Here is an 18,282-nt window from a genome sequence, read left to right as displayed (position 1 = left end):
TCACGACAGGGTTTGCAGCCAGTCCTCGAATTCGGGCGCCGAGCTCGGGAGCCCGGCCGAGAGCACTTCGCAACCGTTCGAGGTGACGACGAGGTCGTCTTCGATTCGCATCCCGATGCCGCGCAGGTGATCGGGGGCGAACTGGTCGTACGGCGAGAAGTAGAGTCCCGGCTCGATCGCCAGCACGTGCCCCTCCACCAGCGGCTGGTTGAAGTACTCGCCGAAGACGACGGTGCAGTCGTGCACGTCGATGCCGAGCATGTGACCGATGCTGTGCAGGCTCCAGCGCCGGGCGAGGACCTCCTCGGGAACATTCCCGAGGCTTCGGTTCGGCAGTACTCCGAGTGTCTTCAGGCCGTCGATGAGCACCGCCGCGGCGGTCTCGCTCAGCTCCTCGAAGGTCACTCCCGGGCGCACCGCCTCGAGCGTGGCCTGGTGTGCGGCGGAGATGATCGCATGGACCTCGCGCTGTACGGCGGAGAACTTCCCGGAGACGGGAAACACCCTGGCGACATCGGATCCGTAGCGTTCGGCGCCTTCGACGCCGGCATCGAGCAGCAGGATATCCCCGGGCTCGATCGTGTGGTCGTTGCGGAACCAGTGCAGAATCGTCGATCGTGCGCCTCCGCCGCACACCGGGGTGAAGGCCACACCGTGGCCGTGGGCATGGGCGGTCCGGGTGAACAGCCCCTCGACGAACGGTTCGCCGTATTCGAGCACCTCGGGCAGGCTCCGCGCGATGGTCCGGAAACCTGCCACGGTCGCCTGTGCCGTATCCCGTAGCCGGGCGATCTCGTAGTCGTCCTTGATGAGACGCCGGCGGGCGAGTTGCTTCTCGAGTTCCTGTCCGTCTTCCGGGACAAGGGAATCGACGAGCGGGTCGAGACCGCGGACCGTGCGGGCCGGTCCCGCTCCCCGCAGCACGGCATCCAGCTCACCGATCGGGCGCACCGCGAGGCCCAGGCGGGTTCCGAGCGCGGAAAGCGGTTCGGGCTGGCCATCGCAGATCGCGCCCCGGGCGGCGTCGAGATAGGCGAGCGGATGACCGAGCGCCGGCCGCTCGTCCACGAACAGGATCGCCTCTCCGGCACCGTCGATCACGAGGACCGAACCCGGGTCGGCCTCGCCCGCCAGCCACAGGAAATCCGTTGCGGGGCGGAAGGGATAGGTCAGATCACCGGTGCGCCAGGGAGCGCGCCCGTTGGGGATCACCAGCATGGTGCCGGCGAAGTCCGCCGCGATGGCGGCCCTGCGTCGCCGTCGCGGCGCGGCACCGGCCCACTCCGCGATCTCGGCGGCGGGTACCCGCCAGCCTTCGGTCATCGCCCGCACCAGTTCCAGCGGTGTGCGCCTGCCGGTCGCGGTCAGGAGATCCCGCAGCTCTTCGTCGGTCCAGCTCATACTCCGCACCTCCATATTAACGGTGTTAATATGGAGCATGGCCTCGATCGGCAGCACGAGTCAAGGCCGCTGTTTTCGCACCCGTTCGAGCATCACCACCCGAGGAGCGCACATGAGTTTCGACGTCGAGAAGGTCCGGGATGTCGCCGCGGCACAGCTGAACGGCGATCCGGAAGCCGGAGCCGGTCTGTGCGTCTACGTGGACGGCACCGCGGTGCTCGACGAGACCTGGGGGCTCGCGGATGCCGAAGCGGGCGCGCCGTACACCGCGCAGACACTGCAGATCATCCAGAGCATGGGGAAGGGCGTGATCGCAGCGGTCGCCGCGCTGCTGATCGGGAGGGGGCAACTCGATCCGGAAGCTCCGGTGGCCTCGTACTGGCCCGGGTTCGGGACCGCGGACAAGCGCGGGATCACCGTGTCCCAGCTGCTGTCGCACCAGGCGGGTCTGCTGTATCTGGATGACACGATGCCGCTGGCGCTCACGGCGGACCGGGAAAGGCTCGCCGCCGCGCTGGTGGCACAGGCGCCCGAATGGGAACCGGGAACCAGGATCGGCTACAGCCCGCAGACCGTCGGGAACTACGCCGACTTCCTGTTCGAATACGCCTCGGGACACGGTTTCGCCGAGCTGTTACGGGAAATCAACGACGCACTGGGAACCGGGATGCACGTCGGCTTGCCGGCCGGACAGCGGCACCGCGCCGCCCGTGTTCTCGCGGCGCCCGGCGACGCGGTGGCGGGAGTGACCCCGGAACTCGCCGCGGCTTTCGCCGACCCCGACAGCGTGCAGTCGCGCGTTCTGCGCAATATCCCCGAAACGTTGCCCGACCCGATTCCCGCCGTCAATGGCGAGGCGATCCGGGACGCCTTCCTGCCCGGCGCCAACATGTTCGCCGCCGCCCGGGATCTCGCGCATCTCTACGAGGAGTTGAGCGCACCCCTTCGGGGCGGGGATTCCCTGCTGTGGAACCGAGATGCGCTCCAGGTGGCGACGGCGGAGCGGGCCCGCGGTGTCGATGCGCTGATCCTGGAGGAGACAGCCTTCGCGCTGGCCTTCCAGAAGCCCAGTAGTACCTACCCGCTCGCGCGCAGTCCGCGCGCCTTCGGGCATGGCGGGGCGGGCGGTTCACTGGCCATGGCCGACCCCGACGCCGGTTTCGCCCTGTGCTGGATTCCCACCCGCTACGGTTCGGCGCACTTCGATCCGCGCCAGGCGGCGATTCTCGATGCCGTGTACGCGGCCCTGGACTGACCGGCACCGGCGGCGGTGAACGGACTGTCCGGGGGGAGCGCTGCCGGTCGTGCACGGCTATACCCTGCTGTACGAAGGCGACGAGGTTTCGGTGCGGATCGCCGTCGAGCGAGACCTCGCCGGACAGCGCATCTCGGCCGAACGGCCCGCGAACACGATGGAGTCGAACAATGAGCATCCGCACCGCGGTTTTCGGATTCGGGGTATCCGGACGGTACTTCCACGCCCCGTTCCTGTGCACGGATCCGGCGTACTCGCTGGATTTCGTGGTCACCGCGAACGCGCAGCGCGCGGCGCAGGCACGCGCGTTCGCCCCGGATGTCACGGTGCTTGCCGACCTCGACGCCCTGCTGCGGCGCGCAGGGGAGGTGGACCTGCTCGTGATCGGCACCCCGCCCGCGACGCACACCGAGATCGCGGCCGCGGCGCTGGATGCCGGTATGCACGTCGTCGTGGACAAGCCGTTCGCGGTCTCCAGCACGGCCGCCGCGGAACTGCTCGCGAAGGCGCGGGAGCGCGAACGCGTGCTGACCGTGTACCAGAACCGCCGCTGGGACGACGATTTCCAGGCGGTCCGGGATCTCGTCGATTCCGGTGAACTGGGCCGGATCCACACCTTCGAATCGCGCTTCGAGTCGTGGAAACCGCAGGGCCAGCGGGATTGGAAGGCCACGACCGGGGTCGCCGACGGCGGCGGGATCCTGTTCGATCTCGGCCCGCACCTGCTCGACCAGGCGCGGCAGTTGTTCGGCCCGGTCGAGGATCTGTGGGCCGATGTGGTCACCCGCGGCGGCGGCGCCGATGACGACACGATGGTGGTGCTGCGCCACGCGAACGGCACCAGGTCGCGGATATTCCTGTCCGGCTTCGCGGCGCTGCCCGGCCCACGGTTCCATGTGCTCGGCTCGCGCGCGGCCTGCACGATCTGGGGAACGGATCCGCAGGAGGCCATGCTGCGCGCGGGATCCCTGCCGGGGGACGAGGGATTCGGCGTCCGTGAACAGCGGTACTGGGCGGCGGTCGGCACCCCGGAGCAGGAACGCCGGGTGCGCCCGCCACGCGGGGACTACGCCGCCTTCTACACCCGGCTGGCGCAGGCACTGAACGGCACGGCCGAGCCACCGGTGGACCCGCAGGACGCGGTGGAGGTGCTGCGGCTCATCGAGCAGGCCCATCGGCAGTCCTGGCCGGGTCCCCCGGCGTGACGGCGCGGCGCGAGCCTGCCGAAGATCCGGCACCCACCGCTTGACTTCCGGAACCGTTCACTGGAAGCTGTGTGAGCAATTTTGAAACGGCGTTTATATATGTGAACGGACGAGTGATGGTGCGGTACCGATGACTGATCCGGAGACCGGGAATCGCTCGGTGACTCGCGCGCTGGATGTGCTGGAGTTGCTGTCCGCGAACGAGGAACCCCTCGGCCTCGCGGATGTGGCCAGGGCGCTCGATTTGCCGAAGAGCAGTGTGCTGAACCTGTTGCGGGCGCTGGTCGCGCGTGAGTTCGTGCGCGCCGCCCCGGACGGCCGCTATTCCCTCGGGGTACGGAGCTTCGAGGTCGGCAGCGCCTATCTGCGCCGGATCACGCCGGTCGGTGCCGCGGAGTCGGAGCTGCGCGCGCTGACCGAGGAGCTGGGGATGACCTCGCATTTCGCCGTGCTGCACGACGACAAGGTGGTGTATCTGGCCAAGCACGATCCGCCGGGCGCGGTCATCGGGCTGGCGAGCTCGCTCGGTGCCCGGCTCGCGGCCGCCACCACCGCCGTCGGGAAGGCGCAGCTGGCCCATGCCCGGGAGGTTTCCGTCCCGGTGTCCGCGGAACTGGCCGCCGAACTGGACCGGGTCCGCCACGACGGGTTCGCCGTGGATTCCGGGGTGACGGCGACCGGGATCGAGTGCGTGGCGGCCCCGGTGTTCGGCGGTGACGGTTGCTGCGGGGCGATCGGGGTCAGCTATCTCAAGCACGGCGCCCCGGATGGCGCCCCGGATGGCGCGCAGGTCGGTGCCGCGGTGCTGGCCGCGGCCGGACGGGCCTCGGTCCGGCTCGGTGGTGGTGCCCGGTGAGTGCGCGGCAGACCGAAGCGCTGTTGCTGGACCGGGATCTGCGGCTGCGGCTGGGCAGTCGTGAACTGGCCGCGCCACGGCAGGGGCAGGCGCTGGTGCGGGTCGAATGGGCCGGTGTGTGCGGCTCGGATCTGCACGTGCTGCGCACCGGTGACTGGGTGGACTACTGGCCCGCGACGCTGGGCCACGAGTTCGTCGGCGTGGTGCGCTCCTGTCCCGGCGGTGAGTTCGCGGCGGGGGCCAGGGTGGTCGCCGATTCGCGGGTGCCGTGCCGGGACTGTCCGGGCTGTGCCTCGGCGCCGAACCGGTGCGAACGGCAGGCCTGGGTGGGGGAGGCGTTTCCCGGTGGGTTCGCCGGGCACTGCGTGCTGGATGTGCGGAACCTCCTCGCCTGCCCCGAGACCGTGGAACCGGCCGTGGCCGTGCTGGCCGAACCCTTGGCGGTCGCGCAGCACGCGATCAACCGGGCCGCCGTCGACCCGGCCCGGATTCTGTTGCTCGGCTACGGCCCACTCGGCGCGCTCACCCATCGCGCGGCCGCGGACCGTTGGCCGGATGTCCCGATCGAGGTCGTCGAGCCGATGCCGGAACGCAGGGAACTGGCGGCCGCATCCGGTGCCCGCGCGGTCGAACCCGGACAGGCGGGCCGGGCCGATCTGGTCATCGACGCCGCCGGTTATCCACGGTCGCTGACCGAAGCGATGTCCTTGTGCGTCAACGGAGGCACGGTCGTGGTGGTGGCACTGGGACACGAACCGGTTCCGGTGCATCCTGGCGAACTGGCCGAACGCTCGCTGAGCCTGGTCGGGGTGAACGGCTTCGACCGCGAGCTGCCCGTTGCCGTGGAACGGATCGCCGCGGACCCGGACCGGTACCGGCCGGTGATCACCGAGGCGTTGTTGTTGGACGAGGCCGTGGCCCGGCTGCCCGAACTGGGAGAGCGGCCCTCGGTCGGGAAGGTGGTGATCGCACCGTGGCACGGCTAGGCGAGCTCGCCATGGAACGGGTCCGCGAGGTACCCGCCTACCGTCCAGGAAAGGCCGGAACCGGTTCCGCGGCAGGGAAACTGGCCTCCAATGAGGCTCCGCTGGGCCCCGCGCCCGGGGTGCGCGCGGCGCTCGCCGGACTGGGATCCGTGCAGCGTTATCCGGAACAGGCCGAGCTGCTCGAACGGCTGGCCGCGCACGTGGATGTCCGCCCCGATCAGCTGGTGCTGACCAACGGCAGCGATGAACTGTGCTCGCTGATCGCCGGGCTGTTCCTCGGCCCGGGGCGGATCGCGGTGCTCGGTGAGCCCTGCTACCAGATCGACGCCTCGGTCTCCGTGCTGTCCGGGGCCCGGCTGCGGCGGGTTCCGCTGCGTGAGGGAGGGCACGACCTGCCCGCGATGGCCGAGGCCGCACAGGGTGCCTCGGTGGTGTGGCTGCCCTCGCCGCACAATCCGACCGGGGTGGCCGCCGATCCGCGAGAGCTCGCGGAATTCCTGGCGCAGGTGCCCGCGGACTGCGCGGTGGTGCTCGACGAGGCCTACCGCGGGTTCGCCGATCCCGCCTGCCGCCCCGGGATCGCCGCCCTGCTGGCCGAGTACCCGAATCTGATCGTGCAGCGCACCCTGTCCAAGGACTGGGCGCTCGCCGGGCTGCGGATCGGCTACGCCATCGCGGCGGAACCGGTCGCGGACGCGCTGCGCCGGGTGCGGCCGCCGTTCAGCGTGAACTCGGCCGCCCTGCTGGCCGCCGAGGCCGCGCTCGCGGATCCGGCCTGGTGGTCCATGTCGGTGGCCAGAACGCGGCACGAACGGACCGTGCTGGAGTCCGAACTGGACACTCTCGGTGTGCCGTTTTTCCCCAGCCAGGCCAATTTCGTGACCGCGGAACTGGAGTACGACACGGTGGCGCCCGCACTGCGGGCGGCCGGGCTGAGCGTGCGGCCGGGAGCGGATCTCGGCCTGCCCGGCTGGGTGCGGATCAGCATCGGCTGGGCCCCGCAGATGGCTCTGCTGCGCGCCGTGCTGCGGGATGCGCTCGGCGGCCGAACCGGCAGCACCGAGGCTGTCGGCTGACCAGAAAGGTGGAGGCGATGCCAACGACCGAACCGATCCGGGTGATCGGCAACTGGAGCGAGCTCGACGCCGCCCAGCGCGCCGCACTGCTGTCGCGGGGAACCGATGCGATCTTCGATCCCGCGCTGCGCACCAACATCGTGGCGCTGCTCGAAGAGGTCCGCGCGGAAGGAGACGCCGCACTGGTCCGCGCACTGGCGAAATTCGACGGGTGCACCGTCGCCCCTGAACGGCTGCGGGTCACCGAGGAGGAGTTCGCACAGGCGCAGCGCAGCGTCACCCCGGAGCTGCGCGCGGCCATCCGGGACGGCATCGACCACGTCCGGCGGTTCAACGAAGCGCTGACGGCGCACGGTGACTGGAGTTTCGAGAGCGAACCGGGCCTGACCGTCGGCGAGAAGGTCAGCCCGATCGCCAGCGCCGGACTGTTCGTGCCGAGCGGAAAAGGCTCCTACCCGTCGGTGATGGTCCAGCTGGGCACCCCGGCCGTGGTCGCGGGGGTTCCGGAGATCGCGGTGATCGTGCCCCCGGTGCCCGGATCCGATGGCCGGGTGGACGAGGCGGTCCTGGTGGCCGCCGACGAACTGGGTCTGCGCAACGTGTTCCGCAGCAACGGTCCCGCCGGTGTCGCGGCGCTGGCATTCGGCACCGAATCGGTACCGCGGGTGCGCAAGGTGACCGGACCGGGCAGTCCGGCCGTGGCCTGCGCGCAGGTCGAGGTGCAGCGCTACGGCACCGCGATCGCCATGCTGCTCGGCCCGAGCGAGAGCCTGATCCTGGCCGATGACAGCGCGGACGCCCGGATCCTGGCCGCGGATCTGCTCAACGAGGCCGAACACGGCCCCGACTCGTCCAGCGTGCTCGTCACCGAGAGCGCCGCGCTGCTGGAGGCGGTGCAGCGGGAGGTCGCCGCGCAACTGGCGCTGTTGCCCGAGCCGCGGCGCGGGTACGCCGCGACGGCACTGGGCACCAACGGCGGCGCGGTCCTGGTGGAGAACCTGGAACAGGGAGCCGAGGTCGCCAATGCCTACGCGCCCGAGCACATGCAGATCGCGGTGCGGGACGAGGAAACCGCGCTCGGCCTGCTGCACGACGCGGGCGAGATCCTGGTCGGGCAGTGGACCCCGGTTTCCGCGGCCAACTTCGTGATCGGCTGCCCGGCCGCCCTGCCCACCAGCGGGTTCGCCAAGGTCAACGGTGGAGTGACCGCCGAGACCTTCCGTAAACGCACCGCGGTCGCCCGCGCCGATGAGCGCGCGCTGACCAGGATGAGCGAGACCGTCATCGCGTTCACCCAGCACGAAGGCTTTCCCGCGCACGAGGCGGCCGTCCGGGTACGGCTCGATGGCTGAGCGCCCACCGCCCACCTCGGACGCGCTGCGGACTCTGCTTGCCGAGGGGAAGACCGCCGAGGCCGCGGAACTGGCGCGCCGATCGGTCGGGGCGACCCTCGAACAGCCGGTGGCCTCGGTCGCCTTCACCCTCGACGAGTACAGCCTGAACTCGGTCAGCGGCCGGGCACGGCTCGCGGACGGCACCGAACGCTTCTTCAAGTTCCATCAGGAGGACGGCGAACAGGACAACGTCGCCGAGTACTACCGGGCCCGGCTGCTCGAACGGGCCGGGCTTCCGGTCGAGGTCCCGCTCGCGGTGTGCACCGAACCCGGCAGGCAGATGGTGGTCTACGAACTGCGTACCGATCCGCGGATGGCCGATGTCTGCCTCGAGCTGGAGCGCGAGCGAGCGGAGCTGCCGGGCGGGACACTGCGGGCACGCCGGGAACTGGACCGGCGGACCGGCGAGGTGCTGCTCGAGACGCTCCGCCGCCCCGCCGAGAACGCCCCGGCCGCGGCGATCCACCAGCTGTTCGCGCACCGGCTCGTCGATCCGGACGGCGGTTTCCCCGGCGGGCGGTACCGCGCCTGGTACACCGCGAACGAGTCCTGGGCCGGGCTGGCCGACCGGACCTGGTGCATCAACGGTGTCCGCTATCCCTGCAGCCTGCGTGAACTGTTCGAGCGCGCGCACCGGTTGCTCGATCCCGCGGCGCTGGCGGCCGAACCGGTGGTCACCGCGCACGGCGACGATCACCACGGCAACGTCTGGCATGCGCGCGCGGACACGGGAGAACCCGAGCTGCGGCTGTTCGATCCCGCGTTCGCCGGGGACGACATCCCGGCGCTGCTCGCCCCGGTGAAAGCCACCTATCACAACGCGCTGGCGCACCCGATGTGGCTGTATCACCCGGCCGAGGCCGCGCGCCGGTGGTCGGTCCGGACCCGGATCGATCCGAACACGGTGTATCTCGACACGGATGCGCGGATCACGCCGCTGCGCGCCCAGATCCTGGACAGTGCCGCCGAACTGGTGTGGGCACCGCTGCTCGGCGCACTGCGCGGCAAGGGCCTGTTGCGCCGGGACTGGCGGGAATTCGTGCGCGCCGCGCTGTTCTGCTGCCCGGCCCTGGTGACCGATCTGCTCGCGGAAGCCCGGCCGGAACCGGTGCGGCTGCTCGGGCTGGCGATGGCGGTCATGGCCGGGTGCGAACCCGAGAACGGGACGGATCCGGTGGCCGCGTTCCTGGACGGGGTGGTGCCCGATGCGGCCGAGTGAGATCCGCGAACTGGTGCGCGTCCAGCCACCCCGGATCGGCAGGAGGGCGGCGCTGGACCGCTGCCACGACATCGACGACCTGCGCGCGGCCGCCCGGCGGGTGCTGCCGCGCCCGGTCTTCGACTACGTCGACGGCGGCGCGGACGAGGAGACCACCCTGGCGGCGAACCGGGATACCTTCCGGCGCACCCGATTCCGGCCACGCGTGCTGCGCGATGTCGCCGAGCCGGACACCTCGGTGCGGCTGTTCGAGCGGCGGTTGCCGATGCCCCTCGGGCTCGCGCCCACCGGTTACACGCGGATGGTGGACGCGGCCGGGGAACCGGCCGTGGCCCGCGCGGCTGCGGCACACGGCCTGCCCTACACCCTGTCCACGGTCGGCACGAGCACGATCGAGCAGATCGCCGGGACCGGTCATCCCGATCTGTGGTTCCAGCTCTACATGCTCGCCGATCAGGATCGCACCGATGCCTTGGTGGATCGGGCCGCCGAGGCCGGATACCGGGTACTGGAGGTCGCGGTGGACGCGCCCGTCGCCGGACACCGTGGCCGGGATGTGCGCAATGGGCTCACCATCCCGCCGCGGCTGACCCCCCGAGCCCTGCTCGACATCGGCCTGCGGCCTCGGTACTGGACCGGTCAGCTGCGCGGGGAACCGCTGCGGGTGGCGAACCTGACCGGCAGCGGGGCCGCGACGGTCGCCGCGATCAACGCGCTGTTCGACCCGCGGGTGACCTGGCAGAACCTGGAACGAGTGCGGCGCCGCTGGCCGGGAACCCTGTTGCTGAAGGGGCCGCTCGGCGCCGCCGATGTGTGCCGTGCCAAGGAAAGCGGCGTGGACGGCGTGCACCTGTCCAACCACGGCGGCAGGCAGCTGGACCGCGGGCCCGGTCCGCTCGAACTGCTCGCCGCGGCACGGGCCGCTGCCGGTGCCGACTACCCGATCCTGCTCGATTCCGGTATCCGGCACGGGATGGATGTGGCGGCCGCGGTGGCCCTCGGCGCCGACGCGTGCCTGATCGGCCGGGCCTACCTCTACGGGCTGGCCGCCGGGGGCGGTCCCGGTGTCGAGCGGGCCCTCGACCTGCTCACCGCCCAGTTCCGGCGAACCCTGCAGCTGCTCGGCGTCCGGACCATCGCCGAGCTCAGGGAATGTGAGGTGCACATCGATGACTGACACCGGACGCCGGATCCTGATTTCCGGTGGCACCAGCGGAATCGGGTACGCCTGCGCGGAACGGCTGTGCGCGGCCGGGCACCGGGTGTGGGTGCTCGGCTCCCGGGAGGACGGGATCGCCGAAGTACGGGAGAACCTGGCACTAGCCGGAGCGAGCCGGTGCGACGTCTCGGATTCCGCCGCCGTGGAGCGGGCGTTCGCCGAGGCCATGGATGTCCTCGGTGGCCTGGACGGGGCACTGGTCAACGCGGGCATCGACGGCGAGGGGCTGCCGGTGCTCGACACCGATGTGGACCACTTCCGCCGGGTGCTGGATGTGAACGTCATCGGGGCGTTCCTGGCGGCCCGTGCCGCGGCGCGGGTGATGACCGGACCGGCCTCGATCGTGCTGACCGCCTCGGTCAACGCGCTGCGGCCGGAGACCGGATTCGTCGACTACAACGCCAGCAAGGCCGCGGTGGTCAGCATCGCCAAGACCATGGCAGCCGAGCTCGGCCCGGCGGGCATCGCGGTCACCGCGCTGTGCCCGGGGTATTTCCGCACCAGGATGACCGCGGACTATCTCGACGATCCGGAAAGCGGAGCCGAACTGCTCGCCCGGATCCCCGCGGGGCGGTTCGGCGGACTCGGCGAGGTCGCCGCGCTCGTCGAGTTCCTGCTCGGCCCCGAAGCCGGATACATGACCGGCGGCGTGGTGACGATCGATGGTGCGTCGAACGTGTGACGCGGTGTTTGCCGGTATCCCGCAGAGTCGAGGGAGAACGACCATGAGCACGAACACGATGGGCGTCGAGCAGTACAGCGTGGAGTTCGTTCCGGCCACGGCCCGGCACGGCAGCGTCCGCAGCCTGTTCACCATGTGGTTCGGGGCGAACATGCACGTGCTGTGCGTTGCGGCGGGCGCGGCGACGCTGACCACCGGGATGAGCCTGTGGTGGTCGCTGCTGGCGGTCCTGCTCGGCAACCTCATCGGCGGGATCTTCATGGCCCTGCATTCGGCGCAGGGGCCGAAACTGGGCATCCCGCAGATGATCCAGAGCAGGGCACAGTTCGGCTACTTCGGGGCGATCATCCCGCTGCTGCTGGTCATCTTCATGTACATCGGGTACTTCGCCAGCTCGGATGTGCTTGCCGGGCAGGCGATCGCCGACCAGTTCGGCATCCCGCCCGAGCTCGCGATCGTCCTCTCGACCCTGTGCGTCTTCGTGATCACCGTGTACGGCTACAAGCTCATCCACTTCTGCGAGAAATGGATGGGCTGGCTGTCCGCGATCCTGTTCGTGTACCTGAGCGTCGAGCTGTTCGGCACACCCGGGATCGGGCATGCCTTCCACTCCGGCGGATTCTCCGCGGGCGGGTTCATGCTAGGCCTGTCCATCGCGGTGATCTGGCAGCTCACCTATGCTCCGTACGTCGCCGACTACTCCCGCTATCTGCCGGAGAACACCTCGATCCGCGCCTGCTTCTGGTACACCTACGCCGGTAACGTCGTCTCCTCGGTGTGGGGCATGGCTTTCGGGGCCATCGCGGCATCCGTTGCGACCGAGGCGTTCGCCAGCGGATCCATCGGCTTCATGCTCCACCTCGCCCCGGAAGCCCTGCTGTGGCCGATCTTCCTGATCGTGGTCGTCGCGCTGATCACCGACAACGGGCTGAACCTCTACGGCTCCTTCATGTGCACCACGACGATCCTGACCGCGTTCATGCCGAGCCGGTTGCGCCAGTACCAGCGGATCGTCATCATCGCGGTCTGTGCCATCGTCGGCGCGATCATCGCCATCACCGGCCGGGCCAACTTCCTGGAGAACTTCTCCAACTTCATCGCGCTGATCGCCTATTTCCTCATCCCGTGGACCGCGGTCAACCTGGTGGACTTCTACCTGATCCGCAAAGAGCGTTACGCGATACCGGACATCTTCGATCCGTCCGGGGTATACGGAAAACTGGACTGGCGGGCGATGGGCGCCTATCTGGCGGGCATCGTGCTCGAGCTCCCGTTCGTCAACACGACCTTCTTCGCCGGACCACTGGTGGCCCCGCTCGGCGGGGCCGACGTGTCCTGGATCGTGGGCCTGATCATCAGTTCCGCGGTGTACTACTGGGCCATGAAGACCTGGCCGCCCGCGGACCTGCGCGCACTACGGGCCGCCGGTTCTGTCGGTGGTTCGCGGCATGATGGCGGGCATGACGACGTATGGCTTCATCGGGACCGGTGAGATCACCGCCGCGATCGTGCGCGGGCTGAACCGCGCGGATCCGCCACCGGTGTTCCTTTCCCCGCGCAACCAGCGGATCGCCAGGGAACTGGCCGGGGAGTGCGCCACGGCGCGAGTGTGCGCGAGCAATCAGGAGGTGCTGGACAACGCGGAGGTGATCGTGCTCGCGGTGCGCCCGCCGATCACCCGGGAAGTCCTCGCGGAACTGGAGTTCCGCCCCGAGCACGTGGTGATCAGCGCGATCGCCGGGATCCCGCTGGACGATCTGCGCGCGTGGGTCGCGCCCGCGGGCCGGACGGTGCGCTCGATCCCGCTGCCCCAGGCGGCGGACGGGGAGAGCCTGACCGCGCTGTATCCGCGGGAGAGCGCCGCCGCGGAGCTGTACGGCCGGGTCGGCGAGATCGTGGTCCCGGAGACCGAGGAGGCGCTGACCGCGATCAGCGCCGCAACGGCCACGTTCGCCGCGCACCTGGACTATCTGAGCACCATCGCCGGCTGGCTGACCGAACACGGCCTTTCCGACCAGGCGGCGCACGACTATCTCGCGCACGTGTTCGGGCAGCTCGGCCGGTCCCTGCTGCGCCATGAGGACGCACTGCGCACCATGACCGAGAAACACACGACACCGGGAGGTACCAACGAACAACTGAAAACCGAACTACGCGAGAACGGGGTACCGGATACCGTGCGCGCCGCGCTCGATTCGGTACTGGCCCGGCTCAACGGTTGACATCGACGGGACCACACAGGAAGGAACGGGTGCGTGAAAGCCGAGTACGAGTTCTTCCCCGCCGGAACGGGGCAGTGGCAGCCGACCGCGCAACACGGAGTGACCGAACGCGTGCTCAGCCGCGACCCCGAGGACCCGGAAATACTGACCCGGCTGGCCAACTGGGCGCCCGGCCTGGACACCTCGGCTGCCGGGGTGATCACGCACGACTACGTCGAGGAGGTCTACCTGCTCGAGGGCGAGCTCCACGACCTCACCCTGGGGAAGACGTTCCGCGCGGGCGAGTTCGCGATGCGCAGGCCGGGCATGCCGCACGGCCCGTATCGCACCGGAACCGGCTGCGTGATGCTGGAAACCCGGTACCGCTAGGGAACCGGGCCCGTTCAGTCTTCCAGGAGGTCCTCGAGCATCATCGGGATGCGGCGCAGCCGGATACCGGTCGCGTTGTAGACGGCGTTGGCGATGGCGGCGGCCACCCCGACGATGCTGATCTCCCCGAGCCCGCGTGCGCCGACGTCGCTGAGCAGTGTGTCCGGGTATTCGACGAGGTGGATGTCGATCTCGGGGATGTCGGCATTGACCGGCACCAGATAACCGGCGAGGTCGGCGTTGGCGAACCGCCCGTTCTCTTCGACGTCGAGCCCTTCGTGCAGCGCCGCGGACACGCCCCAGATCATGCCGCCGAGCAGCTGGCTGCGGGCCGCTTTCGGGTTGATGATGCGGCCCGCGTCGAACACGCCGAGCAGCCGGGAAACCCGGATCTCGCGGGTCAGGCGGTGCACGCGGACCTCGCAGAACTGTGCGCCCCATGAGCCGAAGGAGTGCTTGGTCCGTTCCTCGCCGGGTGCGGTGCTGCCGGTGGTGGCAAGCGAGGTCTGGTCCATGGCGCGCAGCACTTCGCCGAAGGTCATCGACTCCCCATCGGCGAAGACCCGGCCGTCGGCGTAGGTGGCCTCGCGGCCGTCGAACGGCCCGCCAGGGGAAGAGGCCAGGCGCAGCAGTTCGTCGATCACCGTGGCTGCGGCGACCATCGTCGCCGAACCGGCGCTGGCCGTCGCGGTGGAACCGCCGGAGGTTCCGCCGGGCGGCAGCGCCGAGTCGCCGAGTTGCGGGGTGACCCGTTCCGGCGGAATGTCCAGCGATTCGGCGCCGATCAGCGAGAGCACGGTCAGCAGGCCGGTTCCCGGGTCCGCGCCGCTGGTCGCGATCTCCGCGGTGTCGTCGGCCCGCAGCGTGATACCGACGGTGGCCGGGAAGCGGAGGCCGGGGAACATGGCGGTCGCCGTGCCGAGACCGACGAGCCAGTCGCCGTCGACACGGCCCCCTGGAGTCCGCTGCGACCAGCCGAACCTGGCGGCGCCGATGTCGAAGCACTCGTCGAGGTGCTTGCTCGACCACTGCAGGTCCTCGCCGGGCGGCGCGGTCGAGTTGTTCCGTTTGCGCAGCGCGATCGGGTCCATGTGCAGCGCGACCGCGAGCTCGTCGACGGCGCTCTCCAACGCGAACGAGCCGGGAGCCTCACCCGGTGCGCGCATGAACGTCGTCTGCGGGATGTTCAGCGGCACGGCTTTCTGGCTGATGGCCAGGTTTTCGGTGGCGTACCACTCGCGGGAGGTGCCGTGCGAGGTCGGTTCGATGAACGAGCGGCTCATCGGCGTGCTCGACCACGCGTCGTGGCGCACCGCGACCAGTGTGCCGTCCTCGCGCGCACCGAGCGAGATCCGCTGAACGGTCGCCGGGCGGTTCGCGGTGGCGGTGAAGACCTGCTCCCTGGTCAGCGCGGCCTTCACCGGGCAGCCGAGATCCCTGGCCGCCGCCGCGGCGAGGAACGCCGGGGTGGAGGTCCTGCCCTTTCCGCCGAACGCGCCGCCGACGTAGGGGTTCACCACACGCACCGCCGAGTGCTCGATGTTCAGCGCCTGCGCCAGCTCGTCCGCGGGGCCGTGCGAACCCTGGTTTCCCGTGTAGACGGTCAGCCCGTCCGCGTTCCAGACGGCGACCGCGGAGTGCGGCTCCATGGCGGCGTGGTTCTGGCTCGCCGTCTCATAGGTCGCGTCCACGGTCACCTCGCTCGCGGCCAGGGCGTCCTCGATGGACTCCACGCCCTCGGCGAGCACCGACTGCGACGGTGCACCCCGGGGACCGGTTTTCCCGTCCTCGGCCGTGGCGAGGCCATCGCGGAACGAGGTCAGCGCGGGCCGCTCGGTGTAGGAGACCTCGATCAGCGATGCCGCGTCCCGCGCGGCCTCGAAGGTCTCGGCCACCACGAAGCCGATCGGCTGCCCGTAATAGGCGATTTCCTTGTCCTGCAACGGAACCCAGCTCTCGCCGAGCATCTGCGAGATCGGGGTGTGCAGCTCGAGCGGTTCGAACGGGGTGTACACCCGGAGTACGCCGGGGGCCTCGCGGGCCGCCGCGACCTCCATGGCGGCGAGCTCACCGTTGGCGATCGTGCTGAGCACGAGGTAGCCATAGACCATGCCGGGGAAGTTGTGGTCAACCGCGTACCTGGCCTGGCCGGTGACCTTCGGTGCGGCGTCCAGCCTGGCGATCATCGAGAGCCCCCTTCGGTCAGTTCGAGCAGCGCGCGGACGATGGTCCGCTTCAATAGCGACACCTTGAAACCGTTCTGGGACAACGGTTCCGTGCCGTGTCCGGCGACCTCGGCTGCCGCTTCGAATGCGGCGGGGCTCGTCGGTTCTCCGCGCAGCGCCGCCTCCACGCCGGGGAGCCGCCACGGCACCGTGCCGACTCCGCCGACCGCCACGCGCGCGTCGAGGACGATCCCGTCGGCCACATCGAGCGCCACCGCGGCCGAGCACAGCGCGAACTCGTAGGACTGCCGGTCCCGTACCTTGACATAGGTGGATCGTGCGGCCCAGTCCAGGCGCGGCACGATCACCTCGGTGATCAGTTCCCCTTGCCGCAGCACGTTTTCCACCTCGGGCGTGTCCCCGGGCAGCCGGTAGAAATCCGCGAGCGGGACCGTGCGTTCCCCTTCGGCGCCACGCAACCGCAGCCGCGCGTCGAGCGCCACGAGCGGCACCGCCACATCGCTTGCGTGCGTGGCCGCACAGTGCCGGCTGGTGCCGAGGATCGCGTGCATCCGGTTGGCACCCTCGAGCGCGGAGCAGCCGCTGCCCGGATCCCGCTTGTTGCACGGCATGGCGACATCCCGGAAGTAGCCGCACCGGGTACGTTGCAACAGGTTCCCGCCGATGCTGGCCATATTGCGCAGCTGCTGCGAAGCGCTCAGCAGCAGGGCGCGGGAGATCATCGGGTACACGCCGGGATGCGCGGCGACCTCGCTCATCCGCTCGAGCGCGCCGATCCGGAGCCCGTCGCCGGTGTCGATGCCGTGCAAGGGCAAGGCGTTGATATCGGTGACCCGCTGCGGGGTCAGCACGTCGAGTTTCATCAGGTCCACGAGCGTGGTGCCACCCGCGAGGAACGTGCCCGCGGTGTCCACGGCCGCCTCGACGGTCGCCGGTGTGCTGAGCTCAAAGGGTCGCATCGGCCCGCCTCACCTGATCGCCGGCCTGCTGGATCGCCTTGACGATGTTCGGATACGCCGAGCAGCGGCAGAGGTTGCCCGACATGAACTCGCGGACCTCCTCGGGGTCGTCGATGCTCTGCCGGGTGGCCGCGACGGCCGACATGATCTGCCCGGAAGTGCAGAACCCGCACTGCAGCGCGTCCTGGTCGATGAACGCCTGCTGCACCGGATGCAGTTCCTCGCCCGCGGACAGTCCTTCCACGGTCGTCACGGGTTCGGTGACGGTGGCGGCCAGCGTGAGGCAGGAAAGCACGGGCCTGCCGTTCACGTGCACGGTGCACGCGCCGCACTGGCCGCGATCGCAGCCCTTTTTCGGGCCGGTGATTCCGAGGCGTTCCCGTAGGGCGTCCAGCAGGGTGACGCCGGGTTCGATACTGAGCTGTTCGGTCTTGCCGTTGATATCGAGTGAGATGTCCAAAGGACCCGTTTCCAGATCGTCCGCGCCGCTGGTGGTGGCCCGGAAGGTGGTGGCGATTCGTGTCGGGTACGTCACCGAGTGAAGCGGATTATCATCCGCTTCCCGGCCTGGTCGAGGCTAGCGGATGATAATCCGGTGGGCAACTGGCTAGGCTGCCCTGGAGTCGGTCCAGCTCGATCGGAGAGGAGGGCGAGCATGACGACCGGATCGGTGAGCCCTCGGCGCGCCGACACCAGGCGCAACCACGAGCTGATCCTCGCCGTGGCGGCGGAGACGCTGGTGCGCTCGGACGAGGTGTCGTTCAACGCGATCGCGAAGCGGGCCCAGGTCGGGGTCGGCACGGTGTACCGGCACTTCCCGACCCCCGAGGCGCTGATCATCGCCGTGTACGAGCGCGAGGTGCGCCAGCTCGTGGACGCCGTGCCGGGGCTGCTCGCCGCACACCCGCCGGAGACCGCGTTCCGGATCTGGGTCACCGACCATCTCGCGCACTACATGATGACCAAGCACGGGCTCGCCGAGGCGCTCATCAGGGCGACGAAATCGGGCGAGCGACTGCCGAGCAGCGCCCTCGAGAACATGCTCGGTGCCCTCGAGAGTCTGTTGCGCGCCAACATCGAGGCGGGCAACGTGCGCGCCGAGCTCGACACCCGGACGGTCATGCGCGGGCTTTCCGGGATGTTCCACCTCGATCCGGACGGGGACTGGCACGGCGAGGCCGCGAAGCTCACGGATCTGGTGTGGCGCGGGATATGCACCGAGCAGGCGCGCCCCGGCTGAGCGCTACCCGTTC

Annotated in this window: 17 protein-coding genes; 13 read left to right on the top strand and 4 right to left on the bottom strand. The window is 69.9% G+C overall.

From position 1 onward, the window contains the following. Complete coding sequence (locus AD72_RS10630; RefSeq protein WP_197284924.1) at positions 1–1,401, bottom strand: aminopeptidase P N-terminal domain-containing protein; 1,401 nt, start codon at positions 1,399–1,401, stop codon at positions 1–3. 112 nt (positions 1,402–1,513) lie between these two features. Between AD72_RS10630 and AD72_RS10625 the strand changes: the two genes are divergently transcribed. From AD72_RS10625 to AD72_RS10570, 12 genes are all read left to right on the top strand, one after another. After that, the gene (locus AD72_RS10625) at positions 1,514–2,656 is read left to right on the top strand and encodes a serine hydrolase domain-containing protein (protein ID WP_031466292.1); all 1,143 of its coding nucleotides are present in this window, start codon (positions 1,514–1,516) and stop codon (positions 2,654–2,656) included. A gap of 170 nt (positions 2,657–2,826) precedes the next feature. Then, positions 2,827–3,861 carry a Gfo/Idh/MocA family protein gene (locus AD72_RS10620; RefSeq protein ID WP_031466291.1) on the top strand — a complete coding sequence of 345 codons (1,035 nt, stop codon included), beginning with the start codon at positions 2,827–2,829 and terminating at the stop codon, positions 3,859–3,861. A 130-nt stretch (positions 3,862–3,991) separates the two neighbouring features. Continuing rightward, complete coding sequence (locus tag AD72_RS10615) at positions 3,992–4,717, top strand: IclR family transcriptional regulator (protein WP_031466290.1); 726 nt, start codon at positions 3,992–3,994, stop codon at positions 4,715–4,717. Further along, positions 4,714–5,703 carry a zinc-dependent alcohol dehydrogenase gene (locus tag AD72_RS10610; protein ID WP_051898461.1) on the top strand — a complete coding sequence of 330 codons (990 nt, stop codon included), beginning with the start codon at positions 4,714–4,716 and terminating at the stop codon, positions 5,701–5,703. Before AD72_RS10615 ends, AD72_RS10610 begins: the two co-directional genes overlap by 4 nt. Beyond that, positions 5,691–6,779: a pyridoxal phosphate-dependent aminotransferase gene (locus AD72_RS10605; RefSeq protein WP_156365128.1), complete on the top strand. Its 1,089-nt coding sequence runs from the start codon at positions 5,691–5,693 to the stop codon at positions 6,777–6,779. The genes AD72_RS10610 and AD72_RS10605 overlap by 13 nt, the downstream gene beginning before the upstream one ends. A gap of 17 nt (positions 6,780–6,796) precedes the next feature. Beyond that, positions 6,797–8,131 carry a histidinol dehydrogenase gene (hisD, locus tag AD72_RS10600; protein ID WP_037345374.1) on the top strand — a complete coding sequence of 445 codons (1,335 nt, stop codon included), beginning with the start codon at positions 6,797–6,799 and terminating at the stop codon, positions 8,129–8,131. Then, positions 8,124–9,392 carry a hypothetical protein gene (locus tag AD72_RS10595; RefSeq protein WP_031466286.1) on the top strand — a complete coding sequence of 423 codons (1,269 nt, stop codon included), beginning with the start codon at positions 8,124–8,126 and terminating at the stop codon, positions 9,390–9,392. The genes hisD and AD72_RS10595 overlap by 8 nt, the downstream gene beginning before the upstream one ends. Then, positions 9,379–10,569, top strand: a complete 1,191-nt coding sequence (locus AD72_RS10590; RefSeq protein ID WP_031466285.1) for an alpha-hydroxy acid oxidase — start codon at positions 9,379–9,381, stop codon at positions 10,567–10,569. Before AD72_RS10595 ends, AD72_RS10590 begins: the two co-directional genes overlap by 14 nt. Continuing rightward, the gene (locus tag AD72_RS10585) at positions 10,562–11,293 is read left to right on the top strand and encodes an SDR family NAD(P)-dependent oxidoreductase (protein WP_051898457.1); all 732 of its coding nucleotides are present in this window, start codon (positions 10,562–10,564) and stop codon (positions 11,291–11,293) included. Before AD72_RS10590 ends, AD72_RS10585 begins: the two co-directional genes overlap by 8 nt. Before the next feature lie 43 nt (positions 11,294–11,336). Further along, positions 11,337–12,785 (top strand): purine-cytosine permease family protein, encoded by a 1,449-nt coding sequence (locus AD72_RS10580; RefSeq protein ID WP_051898456.1) that lies wholly within the window; start codon positions 11,337–11,339, stop codon positions 12,783–12,785. Further along, positions 12,754–13,515: an NAD(P)-binding domain-containing protein gene (locus AD72_RS10575; RefSeq protein WP_031466282.1), complete on the top strand. Its 762-nt coding sequence runs from the start codon at positions 12,754–12,756 to the stop codon at positions 13,513–13,515. Before AD72_RS10580 ends, AD72_RS10575 begins: the two co-directional genes overlap by 32 nt. A 33-nt stretch (positions 13,516–13,548) precedes the next feature. After that, positions 13,549–13,884, top strand: a complete 336-nt coding sequence (locus tag AD72_RS10570; protein WP_031466281.1) for a cupin domain-containing protein — start codon at positions 13,549–13,551, stop codon at positions 13,882–13,884. 14 nt (positions 13,885–13,898) lie between these two features. Here the strand turns inward: AD72_RS10570 and AD72_RS10565 are convergent, their stop codons facing one another. The 3 genes from AD72_RS10565 to AD72_RS10555 are packed head-to-tail and all read right to left on the bottom strand — an operon-like array spanning position 13,899 to position 17,489. Further along, positions 13,899–16,070, bottom strand: coding sequence for a xanthine dehydrogenase family protein molybdopterin-binding subunit (locus AD72_RS10565; protein WP_031466280.1), 2,172 nt, complete (start codon positions 16,068–16,070; stop codon positions 13,899–13,901). Then, positions 16,067–17,029, bottom strand: a complete 963-nt coding sequence (locus AD72_RS10560) for an FAD binding domain-containing protein (protein WP_031466279.1) — start codon at positions 17,027–17,029, stop codon at positions 16,067–16,069. The genes AD72_RS10565 and AD72_RS10560 overlap by 4 nt, the downstream gene beginning before the upstream one ends. Next, the gene (locus tag AD72_RS10555) at positions 17,016–17,489 is read right to left on the bottom strand and encodes a (2Fe-2S)-binding protein (protein WP_031466278.1); all 474 of its coding nucleotides are present in this window, start codon (positions 17,487–17,489) and stop codon (positions 17,016–17,018) included. Before AD72_RS10555 ends, AD72_RS10560 begins: the two co-directional genes overlap by 14 nt. 195 nt (positions 17,490–17,684) lie before the next feature. Between AD72_RS10555 and AD72_RS10550 the strand changes: the two genes are divergently transcribed. Continuing rightward, on the top strand, positions 17,685–18,269 hold the full coding sequence (locus tag AD72_RS10550; RefSeq protein ID WP_031466277.1) for a TetR/AcrR family transcriptional regulator: 585 nt from the start codon (positions 17,685–17,687) through the stop codon (positions 18,267–18,269). Positions 18,270–18,282 lie beyond the last annotated feature (13 nt).

This window comes from Sciscionella sediminilitoris, from assembly GCF_000737195.2.
In the GTDB taxonomy this organism is placed as follows: Bacteria; Actinomycetota; Actinomycetes; order Mycobacteriales; family Pseudonocardiaceae; genus Sciscionella; species Sciscionella sediminilitoris.
This window is presented reverse-complemented; position numbering and strand designations above follow the sequence as displayed.